The organism is Streptomyces sp. NPDC059668 (assembly GCF_042734135.1).
In the GTDB taxonomy this organism is placed as follows: domain Bacteria; phylum Actinomycetota; class Actinomycetes; order Streptomycetales; family Streptomycetaceae; genus Streptomyces.
The window spans coordinates 1-11330 of record NZ_JBHWEL010000135.1; the positions used below are offsets into that span (position 1 = coordinate 1).

Annotated in this window: 9 protein-coding genes; 5 read left to right on the forward strand and 4 right to left on the reverse strand. The window is 73.5% G+C overall.

Annotated elements, in window-relative coordinates:
* A partial coding sequence (locus ACFV2J_RS41935) for a biotin/lipoyl-containing protein (RefSeq protein ID WP_385443735.1) occupies window positions 1-762 on the forward strand: 762 nt, incomplete at its 5' end.
* Window positions 763-1429: 667 nt separating this feature from the next.
* Here ACFV2J_RS41935 and ACFV2J_RS41940 read toward each other — a convergent pair.
* A complete protein-coding gene (locus tag ACFV2J_RS41940) occupies window positions 1430-2392 on the reverse strand; it encodes a DeoR/GlpR family DNA-binding transcription regulator (RefSeq protein ID WP_385091711.1) in 963 nt (320 codons plus the stop codon).
* A gap of 167 nt (window positions 2393-2559) precedes the next feature.
* On the reverse strand, window positions 2560-4182 hold the full coding sequence (locus ACFV2J_RS41945) for an NAD(P)H-quinone dehydrogenase (RefSeq protein WP_385091714.1): 1623 nt from the start codon (window positions 4180-4182) through the stop codon (window positions 2560-2562).
* On the opposite strand from ACFV2J_RS41945, the gene ACFV2J_RS41950 reads away from it, so the two are divergent.
* The 4 genes from ACFV2J_RS41950 to ACFV2J_RS41965 all read left to right on the forward strand — a co-directional run bounded on the left by ACFV2J_RS41950 (window position 4117) and on the right by ACFV2J_RS41965 (window position 8906).
* Window positions 4117-4554 carry a gamma-glutamylcyclotransferase gene (locus tag ACFV2J_RS41950; RefSeq protein WP_054233631.1) on the forward strand — a complete coding sequence of 146 codons (438 nt, stop codon included), beginning with the start codon at window positions 4117-4119 and terminating at the stop codon, window positions 4552-4554. The genes ACFV2J_RS41945 and ACFV2J_RS41950 overlap by 66 nt on opposite strands.
* 122 nt (window positions 4555-4676) lie before the next feature.
* Window positions 4677-5501, forward strand: coding sequence for a purine-nucleoside phosphorylase (locus ACFV2J_RS41955; protein ID WP_385091717.1), 825 nt, complete (start codon window positions 4677-4679; stop codon window positions 5499-5501).
* Window positions 5502-5805: 304 nt separating this feature from the next.
* Window positions 5806-7443, forward strand: a complete 1638-nt coding sequence (locus ACFV2J_RS41960; protein ID WP_385443740.1) for a phospho-sugar mutase — start codon at window positions 5806-5808, stop codon at window positions 7441-7443.
* Between the two features lie 239 nt (window positions 7444-7682).
* Window positions 7683-8906, forward strand: coding sequence for a hypothetical protein (locus tag ACFV2J_RS41965; protein ID WP_385091723.1), 1224 nt, complete (start codon window positions 7683-7685; stop codon window positions 8904-8906).
* Between the two features lie 417 nt (window positions 8907-9323).
* Here ACFV2J_RS41965 and ACFV2J_RS41970 read toward each other — a convergent pair whose 3' ends face one another.
* A complete protein-coding gene (locus ACFV2J_RS41970; RefSeq protein WP_385091726.1) occupies window positions 9324-10205 on the reverse strand; it encodes a phosphate ABC transporter ATP-binding protein in 882 nt (293 codons plus the stop codon).
* 21 nt (window positions 10206-10226) lie between these two features.
* Entirely contained in the window at window positions 10227-11159 is a 933-nt protein-coding gene (locus ACFV2J_RS41975) for a sortase (protein WP_385443744.1), read from the reverse strand.
* Window positions 11160-11330: the final 171 nt, after the last annotated feature.

Consider the following 11330-nt stretch of genomic DNA (forward strand, 5'->3'; position numbering starts at 1 on the left):
GGCGAGGACCCCGGCCGCGGCTTCCTGCCCGCCCCCGGCACCGTCACCACCTTCGCCCCGCCCTCCGGCCCCGGCGTCCGCCTCGACGCCGGCGTCGAGTCCGGTTCGGTCATCGGCCCCGCCTGGGACTCCCTGCTCGCCAAGCTGATCGTCACGGGCTCCACCCGCGAGCAGGCGCTCCAGCGCGCCGCCCGCGCCCTGGAGGAGTTCACCGTCGAGGGCATGGCGACCGCGATCCCCTTCCACCGCGCGGTCGTACGCGATCCGGCGTTCGCCCCCGAGCTGACCGGTTCCGCGGACCCGTTCACGGTCCACACCCGCTGGATCGAGACCGAGTTCGTCAACGAGATCCCCGCCTTCACGGCCCCCGCCGACGGGGAGACCGACGAAGAGCCGGGCCGCGAGACCGTCGTGGTCGAGGTCGGCGGCAAGCGTCTCGAGGTGTCGCTGCCGTCCTCACTGGGCATGTCGCTGGCCCGCACCGGACTCGCCGCGGGCGCCAAGCCGAAGCGCCGCGCCGCCAAGAAGTCCGGCCCGGTCGCTTCGGGCGACACGCTCGCCTCGCCCATGCAGGGCACGATCGTCAAGATCGCGGTCGAGGAGGGCCAGGAGGTCCAGGAAGGCGATCTCATCGTCGTCCTGGAGGCCATGAAGATGGAACAGCCCCTCAACGCCCACCGCTCCGGCACCGTCAAGGGCCTGAGCGCGGAGGTCGGCGCGTCCATCACCTCCGGTGCCGCGATCTGCGAGATCAAGGACTGAGACACCGCCGTACGGACCGGCCCCGGCCCGTACGGCATCCGAAGCGCCTGGTGGACCGGAAGGGTCGGCCCGCCGGGCGCTTCGGCGCGTCCGGGGCCAGATGCGGACCGGGGTGCAGGACCAGGTCCGGGCGGAGGTCCGGGCAACAGGGCCGGGTCCGGAAACGGGTGCGGACGCCGGTCCGGGTCGTGGGCCGGTGCGACCCGGCCCGTGCGGACGGGTATCGCGCGGGTGAGGGGTGACGCGGCGGGAGAGGATCGCGGATCGCCCGTTCGGGTGAACGCGGAGAGCGGCGGGGCGTACCGCGCTCCCGGGAGCCTGCGGAGATGGCCGCCGGGCTCGCACGGGTCCCGCAGGGTGGCCGTCCGGAGTACGGCGCCGCGCCACGGGCCACCACGACCCCATGAGCCATGCCGGGCCCGCCGGGCACCCGGAGACCGGCCTCTCGGCGGTCAGGAGTGAGCGAGCGGTCGCCTTCGGCCACTGGGCCGCCACGTTCCGTCAGAGGTCACCAGAGGCCGTCACGAACCGTCACGGCCAGGAGGGTCGGTGCCGCGCTCGACGCCGGGCGTCGGTGGCTCGGCCTGCGCGTCGGAAGACGCGTCGGAAGGCGCCTCGGCCTGTGCCCCGGTCGGTGCCGCGGGCCGACCGTCGGTCCGCGCCTCGGTCAGCGGCGGCGTAAATCCGCCACCCGCGCCCGCTCTCCGGGAGACTGTTCCCCCAGCTGGGTCGCGCTGCGCAACTGGGGCCCGGCGCCCGGGACCTGACCGCGCCGCGGCCCGGGGAGAGGCACGTCCCGGCGCGGCTGGCGCCCCGCCGGAGCCGTATCGCCTCCCGTACCACCGCCCGCCTGCCCGGCCACCGCGATCTGCACGCCCTGATCCGCCAGCGCCTGGAGTTCGGTGACCGCGCGATCGTCGTGCGCGGGCGGCTCGTCGGTCACCAGACGGGTGATCAGATCGGTCGGTACCGTCTGGAACATGGTGTCGGTGCCGAGCTTGGTGTGGTCGGCGAGGACCACGACCTCCGCGGCGGCCTGCACCAGCGCGCGGTCGACGGACGCCGACAGCATGTTGGACGTGGACAGGCCGCGCTCGGCGGTGAGCCCGCTGCCCGACAGGAAGGCCCGGGAGACCCGCAGCCCCTGGAGGGACTGCTCGGCCCCGCTGCCCACCAGCGCGTAGTTGGAGCCGCGCAAGGTGCCACCCGTCATGACGACCTCGACACGGTTGGCGTGGGCCAACGCCTGGGCCACCAGCAGGGAGTTGGTGACGACGGTCAGCCCGGGCACCCGCGCGAGCCGGCGAGCCAGCTCCTGCGTGGTGGTACCCGCGCCCACCACGATGGCCTCGCCCTCTTCGACGAGACCCGCGGCGAGATCGGCGATGGCCGTCTTCTCGGCGGTCGCGAGATGTGATTTCTGCGGAAAGCCGGACTCCCGCGTGAACCCGCCCGGCAATACCGCACCGCCATGCCGGCGGTCGAGGAGTCCTTCTGCCTCCAGTGCGCGCACGTCCCGCCGTACGGTCACTTCGGAGGTCTGGACGACGCGGGCGAGCTCACGGAGCGACACGGCCCCGTTCGCTCGCACCATTTCGAGGATCAATTGGCGACGTTCTGCAGCGAACACGAAACTGACAGTAACCCCAACGACCGTCTGCTTTCAGCAGTTTGCGCCGAATAACAGAAGTTGTTCGCATGGCCGGGTACGGAGTGGTATACGCGTCTACTCTCGCCGCCTATGCCGCGGGAATGGGCGGCAACTCCCCGTGACCAGCGGGAAATCGCTTTCGCCCGTCAGCCCTCGTCGGTCAGCTTGCGGGTGTGCAACTGCCGCGCCACCTCGGCGATGGAGCCCGAGAGGGAGGGATACACGGTGAACGCGTTCGCGATCTGTTCGACCGTCAGATTGTTGTCGACCGCGATCGAGATGGGGTGGATCAGTTCCGAGGCGCGCGGGGCGACGACCACACCGCCGACCACGATCCCGGTGCCCGGACGGCAGAAGATCTTCACGAAGCCGTCCCGGATGCCCTGCATCTTGGCGCGCGGGTTGCGCAGCAGGGGCAGCTTGACCACCCGGGCGTCGATCTTGCCCGCGTCGACGTCGGCCTGCGAGTAGCCGACGGTGGCGATCTCGGGGTCGGTGAAGACGTTCGAGGACACCGTCTTGAGGTTCAGCGGCGTGACCGCGTCGCCCAGGAAGTGGTACATGGCGATACGCCCCTGCATCGCCGCCACCGAGGCCAGGGCGAAGACGCCCGTCACGTCACCGGCCGCGTACACGCCCGGGGCCGTGGTCCTGGACACCTTGTCGGTCCAGATGTGCCCGGAGTCCCTGACCTTGACCCCGGCCTCCTCCAGGCCCATACCGCTGCTGTTCGGAATGGCGCCGACGGCCATCAGACAGTGCGAGCCGCTGATGACGCGGCCGTCGGAGAGGGTGACCTCCACCCGGTCGCCGACCCGCTTGGCGGACTCGGCGCGCGAGCGGGCCATGACGTTCATGCCACGACGCCGGAAGACGTCCTCCAGGACCGCCGCCGCGTCCGGGTCCTCGCCCGGCAGCACGCGGTCACGGCTGGAGACGAGGGTGACGCGGGAGCCGAGCGCCTGGTAGGCCCCGGCGAACTCGGCGCCGGTGACACCGGAGCCGACCACGATGAGCTCCTCGGGCAGCTCGTCCAGGTCGTACACCTGCGTCCAGTTCAGGATCCGCTCACCGTCCGGCTGGGCGTCCGGCAGCTCACGGGGGTGCCCGCCGGTGGCGATGAGGACCGCGTCGGCGACGAGCGTCTCCTCGGTGCCGTCCGCGGCGCGCACGACGACCTTGCGCGAGCCGTCCAGGGACTGCATGCCCTCCAGCCGGCCGCGGCCGCGCAGCACGCGCGCGCCGGCCCGGGTCACGGAGGCGGTGATGTCGTGCGACTGGGCCAGCGCCAGCCGCTTCACCCGGCGGTTGACCTTGCCCAGGTCGACCCCGACCACCCGCGCCGACCGCTCCGACGGCGGGGTGTCGTCGGCGACGATGATGCCGAGCTCCTCGTACGACGAATCGAAGGTCGTCATCACCTCGGCCGTGGCGATGAGGGTCTTCGACGGCACGCAGTCGGTCAGCACCGACGCCCCGCCGAGACCGTCGCAGTCGACGACGGTCACCTCCGCGCCGAGCTGGGCGGCCACCAGGGCCGCCTCGTATCCGCCGGGTCCGCCACCGATGATCACGATCCGAGTCACGTACTCCATTGTCCCGCACGCTTCAAGGTGCCCGCGCCCCGGGGGCCGCCGACCGCGCATTCGAGCCGCTTCTGTTACGCGGGGGGCGTACGTGTTCACTGCCGTACCCTCGACCACATGTCGCTCTACGCCGCGTACGCCGGCAATCTCGACCCGCGGCTCATGACGCGCCGCGCCCCGCACTCGCCGCTGCGCGCCACCGGCTGGCTGAACGGCTGGCGGCTGACCTTCGGGGGCGAGCACATGGGGTGGGAGGGTGCGCTCGTCACCCTGGTCGAGGCGCCCCGCTCGCAGGTCTTCGTGGCGCTGTACGACATCGCCCCCCTGGACGAGGACTCCATGGACCGGTGGGAGGGCGTGGGCCTCGACATCTACCGCAGGATGCGGGTACGGGTGCACACGCTGGAGGGCGAGGAACCCGCGTGGGTGTACGTACTGAACGGGTACGAGGGCGGCCTCCCCTCCGCGCGCTACCTCGGTGAGATCGCCGACGCGGCCGAGTCGGCCGGAGCGCCGCACGACTACGTGATGGAGCTGCGCAAGCGCCCCTGCTGACGCGCGCGTGCACCCTCGTCCCGATACGCGTGTGCCTTCGTTGGAAACGACAAGACAACGATCGCAAGACCGTGAGCTCCGTCATCTACGCGCGTAGGCCCGGACCGGCTACCCTCATGCGCGTGAACGCATCTCTTCTTCCGGACGACATCCAGGGCGACCCGTACGCCGCTGCCGACGCCGCCGCCACCCGCCTGCGGGAGCTCACGGGCGCCGAGACCCACGACGTCGCGCTCGTGATGGGCTCCGGCTGGGCTCCGGCCGCGGACGTCCTCGGCACCCCCGAGGCCGAGTTCCAGGTCACCGAGCTGCCCGGGTTCCCGCCGCCCGCGGTCGAGGGCCACGGCGGCAAGGTCCGCTCGTACCTGATCGGCGACAAGCGGGCCCTGGTCTTCCTGGGCCGCACCCACTACTACGAGGGCCGCGGTGTCGCCGCCGTCGCGCACGGTGTCCGTACGGCCGTCGCCGCGGGCTGCAAGACCCTCGTGCTCACCAACGGCTGCGGCGGCCTGCGCGCGGACATGCGTCCCGGCCAGCCGGTGCTGATCAGCGACCACATCAACCTGACGGCGACCTCCCCGATCGTCGGGGCGAACTTCGTCGACCTCACCGACCTCTACTCCCCGCGCCTGCGCGCCCTCTGCAAGGAGGTGGACCCCAGCCTCGAGGAGGGCGTCTACGCGCAGTTCACCGGGCCGCACTACGAGACGCCCGCCGAGATCCGGATGGCCCGCACCATCGGGGCCGACCTCGTCGGCATGTCGACGGTGCTCGAGGCCATCGCCGCGCGCGAGGCCGGGGCGGAGGTGCTGGGCATCTCCCTGGTCACCAACCTCGCCGCCGGTATGACGGGCGAGCCGCTGAACCACGAGGAGGTCCTCCAGGCGGGCCGCGACTCCGCGACCCGCATGGGCGCGCTGCTCACGCAGGTCCTCGACCGCCTGTAGCGGGACCTCGCCCGGCTGCGGGAACCCGGCCCCGGCCGGCCCGCCGGTGGCGTCCGGCGACACGTCGTCCCGGCCGGCCACGGCGGAAGCGGGGCGGGAGCTGGGCGGGAGCGGGGGCCAAGGGGCGGGCCGACGCGGCCACGCGCTGCTCGGCGCTCCCCTGGCTCGGTCCGTCCGGCGCGTCCGGGGCGAGGGCCGGGGGTGGCACTCCCGGGGATCGGGACGGGTAGGCGCGGCCGGGGCGGGCAAGCCCTTCGTGGCCGGGCAGACAGCAAGGCACCACAGACAGAGAGGTACACCCGACGTGCAGGACGAACTCATCGCACGGGCCGAGGCGTGGCTGGCCGAGGACCCCGACGCGGAGACCCGTGAGGAACTCGCCAAGCTGATCGACGCCCGGGACGTCGCCGAGCTCACCGCACGCTTCAGCGGCACCCTCCAGTTCGGCACCGCGGGCCTGCGGGGCGAACTCGGCGCGGGCCCGATGCGCATGAACCGCGCGGTGGTCATCCGCGCCGCCGCCGGTCTGGCCGCGTACCTCAAGGCCGAGGGCGAGGCCGGCGGTCTCGTCGTCATCGGCTACGACGCCCGCCACAAGTCCGCCGACTTCGCCCGCGACACCGCCGCGGTGATGACGGGCGCGGGCCTGCGGGCCGCCGTGCTCCCCCGCCCCCTCCCCACGCCCGTCCTGGCGTACGCCATCCGTCACCTCGGTGCCGTGGCGGGCGTCGAGGTCACCGCCAGCCACAACCCGCCGCGCGACAACGGCTACAAGGTGTACCTCGGCGACGGCTCCCAGATCGTCCCCCCGGCGGACGCCGGGATCGCGGCCGAGATCGACGCCGTCACCCGCCTCGACACCGTCCCCCGCCCGGACAGCGGCTGGGAGATCCTCGACGAGGCGGTCCTGGACGCCTACCTGGCCCGTACCGACTCCGTACTCGACGAGGGCTCCCCGCGCACCGCCCGCACCGTCTACACGGCGATGCACGGTGTCGGCAAGGACGTCCTGCTCGCCGCCTTCGCCCGCGCCGGCTTCCCCGCCCCCGTGCTGGTCGCCGAACAGGCCGAGCCGGACCCGGACTTCCCCACCGTCGCCTTCCCGAACCCGGAAGAGCCCGGCGCGATGGACCTCGCCTTCGCGAAGGCCCGTGAGACGGACCCCGACCTGATCATCGCCAACGACCCCGACGCGGACCGCTGCGCGGTGGCCGTGAAGGGCCGCGACGGCGCGGACTGGCGGATGCTGCGCGGCGACGAGGTCGGCGCGCTGCTCGCCCGGCACCTGGTCGACCGCGGAGTCCGCGGCACCTTCGCCGAGTCGATCGTCTCCTCGTCCCTCCTCGGCCGGATCGCCGAGAAGGCGGGTCTGGCGTACGAGGAGACCCTGACCGGCTTCAAGTGGATCGCCCGCGTCGAGGACCTGCGCTACGGCTACGAGGAGGCCCTCGGCTACTGCGTCGACCCCGAGGGGGTGCGCGACAAGGACGGCATCACCGCGGCCCTCCTGATCACGGAGCTCGCCTCCCGGCTCAAGGAGGACGGCCGCACCCTGCTGGACCTGCTCGACGACATCGCCGTGGAGCACGGCCTGCACGCCACGGACCAGCTCTCCGTCCGGGTCGAGGACCTCTCGGTGATCACGGACGCCATGCGCCGCCTGCGCGAGCGGCCGCCGACCCGGCTGGCGGACCTGCCCGTCACCAGGGCCGAGGACCTCACCCTGGGCACGGACACGCTCCCGCCCACGGACGGTCTGCGCTACACGCTGGACGGCGCCCGCGTCATCGTCCGCCCCAGCGGCACCGAGCCGAAGCTGAAGTGCTACCTGGAGGTCGTGGTCCCGGTCGGCTCGCACGCCGGACTCGCCGCGGCCCACGCCAAGGCCGCCGACCTGCTCACGGCCATCAAGCGCGACCTGTCGGCGGCGGCCGGCATCTGACGCCGGTCCGGTGGGCCCACCGAGCGGGACCGGGTGGGCCCACGGAGCGGGTCACTGGGACCACCGATCGGGTCACGCGGCCCCACGGAGCGGGTCCGGGCCCACCGGGCGCCCCGCACCACCCCTCCACCGCCCTTACGGGTGATTTCCGCCCGGCACTTGACGCAGCGCTCCCGTGCGCCACCCCCGACCGAGGAACGGTTACCGGCAGCGCACCGCCGAGTCCCAGGAGCTGCCGCGTGTCCCCGACCGCTTCCCGGCCGACATCCGCCCCGTCCCGGAACTCCCCCGGCAGACCCCTCCCGGACACCACCCCCGGCACCCGGCCCACCGGGGCCGCGGCCGGCCCCGCCGCCTTCCTCCGCGCCCAACTGCGCCGGGCGGCCCCCGCTCTGCTCGCCTACACCGCGGTGCGCCTGGCCGGGCTGTTCCTCCTCGCGCTCTGGGCGCACGCGGAACACCACGGCGTCCGGCCGATCCTGGCCACCCAATGGGACGCGAACTGGTACCTGGGCATCGCACGGCACGGCTACGCGGACCGGCTGGGCACGGCCTACGACGCCAACAACCTCGCCTTCTTCCCGCTCTATCCGTACCTGGTGAAGGCGGTCGCCGCGCTGACGCCGGGCACCCTCGGGACCGCGGGCCTGATGATCACGGCGGCCGCCTCCTTCCTCGCCGCCTGGGGGATCTTCGCCGTCGGCCACCGTCTCCACGGGCGCCGCGTGGCCGTGCTGCTGACCGTCCTGTGGGCGGCCGTCCCGGTCGGTCTCGTGCAGTGGATGGGCTACACGGAGTCCCTGTTCACCGCCTTCGCGGCATGGTCGCTCTACGCGGTGCTCAGCGAACGCTGGCTCTGGGCCGGCTGGCTGGCGGCGCTGTCCGGCCTGACCCGCCCCACCGGCATCGCGGTCGCGGCCGCCGTCACCGTCACGGCCCTGCTCGCCCTGCGCCACCGCTTCTCCCCCCGCGCCCTCGTGGCCGCCGCCCTCGCCCCCGCGGGCTGGCTCGCGTACGTCGGCTGGGTGGGGTCGCGGCTGGGCCGCTGGGACGGCTACTTCGCCGTACAGCGCCTCTGGCACAACGAGTGGGACGGCGGCGCCGAGACCCTGCGCCGGATGCGGGAGGTCCTCGTCACCGACTCGACGCCGGAACTGTTCCTGGTGATGGTGACGGCGACACTGGTCGTCTCCACGGCCCTCTACGCCCTCTGCGTCTGGGACCGCCAGCCGCTCCCGCTGCTGCTCTTCACCGGCGTCCTGCTGCTCGTCGTGCTGGGCAGCGGCGGCGTCTACTTCCCCCGGGCCCGCTTCCTCCTGCCGGGCTTCCCGCTGCTGCTCCCGGTGGCCCTGCACCTGTCCCGGGCGTCACGCCGCTTCCTGACGCTGGCCCTGGGCGCCGCGGTACTGGGGGGCGCGTACTGCGGCGCGTACATGGTCCTGGTCTGGCCGAGCGCGCCCTGAGCGGCGTCGGCGACGGCGACCTCCCCGGTTCATGGGGAGTTGGGCTGTCGCATGCTCCTCGGCCGCCTGCTCCGTCCCCGCGCGCCCCACGCTGGAGAGGAGTGCGGATGTGCTCCTCACCCCTCCTTGGACGCATCTGCCCGCCGGGTGTCCCGAGCCCCCCTCGCCCCGCGAGGCGGGACGCCGCGCACGGGCCGGACACGGGGTCCGGCCGGCCCCCCAGGCAACCGGACCCCGTGTCGGGTCGCCCGCGCGAAGGGACTCACGAAAGGGTCGCCCGCGAAAGGGTCGCCCGCGAAGGGACCCGCGACGGGTCGCCCGCGGACGGACCCGTGAAGGGGGTCCGGGCGCGGCGGCGGGTGACCGGGAGGCAGCGGTGCGGGCGCCGCCGTGAGGGGCCTCGGCGCGTGGCCCGCCCTACCCGAAGCGTCCGTTCACGTAGTCCGTCGTACGCGGGTCCCGCGGGTTGCCGAACATCGCTTCCGTGGCGCCGTGTTCGACGATGGCGCCGGGGGTGCCCTGTTCGGCGAGGAAGAACGCGCACTGGTCGGAGACCCGGGCGGCCTGCTGCATGTTGTGGGTGACGATCACGATGGTGACCTCTTCGGACAGCTCGTGGATCGTCTCCTCGATGCGCCGGGTCGAGGTCGGGTCCAGCGCCGAGCACGGCTCGTCCATGAGCAGCACCCGGGGCCGTACGGCCAGTGACCGGGCGATGCACAGACGCTGCTGCTGACCGCCGGAGAGCGCGCCGCCGGGCTGCCGGAGCCGGTCGCGGACCTCTTTCCACAGACCCGCCTTCGTCAGGCACTCCTCGACGAGCCAGTCCTTGTTCTCCCGGCCGGACTTGATGCCGCCGAGCTTCAGGCCCGCCGTGACGTTGTCGTAGATCGACATCGCCGGGAAGGGGTTCGGCTTCTGGAAGACCATGCCGATCTGGCGACGGGCATGGGTGATGCGGCGGCCGCGGTCGTAGATGTCCTCGCCGTCCAGCAGCACCCGGCCGGCGAGGGAGGCGGACCCGATCAGTTCGTGCATGCGGTTGAGGATCCGCAGGAACGTGGACTTGCCGCAGCCGGACGGGCCGATCAGCGCGGTGACCTTGCGGGCGGGCATGGTGAGCGACACCTGCTCCAGGACCTTGTGGTCGCCGAACCAGGCCGAGATGGAGTCGGCCTCCAGGGTGGCCGGGTCGCTCTCGCCGGGGCCGGCTCCGGCGGGGCCTGCCGCCGTCGCGCGCCGCGTCTTCACCGTCGGGTCGAGGATCTCGTCGACGAGCGTCGGGTTCGTGTCGGACATGGTGGTGGGACTCCTCGTCGGTCAGAGCAGGTTGGGCAGCAGGCGGGTGGCGGCGCCGGACACGGCGAGGCCGAGGGCGGCCAGTACGGGCACCCCGACGACCCAGGTCTGCCAGCGGCCCCACACGCGGTACGCCGCCATGGTGAGCAGGGCCGCGCCGAGCAGCGCCTGCGACCAGAGGAAGACCGGGAGCCAGGCGGCGTTCTCGGTGCCCAGGGCCTGCTCGGAATCGTCGATCCAGCCGGCCGCCGGGCGGGGCGGGGCGGGCTGTACGTCACTCGTCAGGGTCGCGTCCACCCGGAGGGTGCCCGACGGGGTGTACGGCGCGCCGTCGGCGGTGATGAGCGTGAGCCGGCCCTCGCCCTCCTTGAGCGGGGGCGGCAGCGGGTCGCCGGTGCGGCGCAGGGCGGAGACCTCGTAGAGGGCCGTGCCCTGACCGGTCGTCACCCGTATCTCGGTGCCGGGGGGCAGCCGGCGCAGGTGGTTGAACGGGCTGCCGTACCCCCACTGGCGGCCCATGATCACGCTGGTGCCGGCCTGTCCCGGCAGCGGGGTGTCCCGGCGGTGGCCGGGCCCGGACATCAGCACCCCGGACGTGGTGCCCTCCCCCACGACCTCCTTCAGGCCCAGCGCCGGGATGCGCAGCAGGGCGACGGGCGCGCCCGGTCCCAGCGTCTTTCCGTCGTACGTCTGCCGGCCCACCGGTGCGACGCCGAGGGCGAGTTGGCGGCGGAACTCGTCGTAGGCGGTCTGCTGGTCGCGGGCGTGCTGGAGGTGGCCGACGAGGGTCAGGTCGGCGGCGAAGCCGAGCAGCAGCGCGGCGAGCACGCACAGTGCGGCCCCGGCGAAGGCGAAGCCGGGGCGCTCGGGCCGCTGTGGCCCCGGGGCGGACCCGGGGGCGGGCGCCGGTACCGGCGGCGCACCGGCCGGCGGGGGCGGGGTCAACACGGTCACGGGGAGCGCTCCTGTGGAGTGGTGTGTGGTGGAGGGACGGAGGCGCGGGCGGCGGGGTGGGGCCCCCCGCCCGTGCTCCCGGGCCGCCCGGCCCGGCCATGCGCCCGCCCCCCCGCGGGGGCGGGCGGTGCGGGCCGGGGCCGGGCGGTTGGGGCGGGTACATGCGTCGCC

Bases quoted from the DNA above. Each gene is read 5' to 3' on its own strand.
- ACFV2J_RS41950 (WP_054233631.1), top strand. From the start codon at position 4,117: ATGTCGCTCTACGCCGCGTACGCCGGCAATCTCGACCCGCGGCTCATG.
- ACFV2J_RS41970 (WP_385091726.1), bottom strand. From the start codon at position 10,205: ATGTCCGACACGAACCCGACGCTCGTCGACGAGATCCTCGACCCGACG.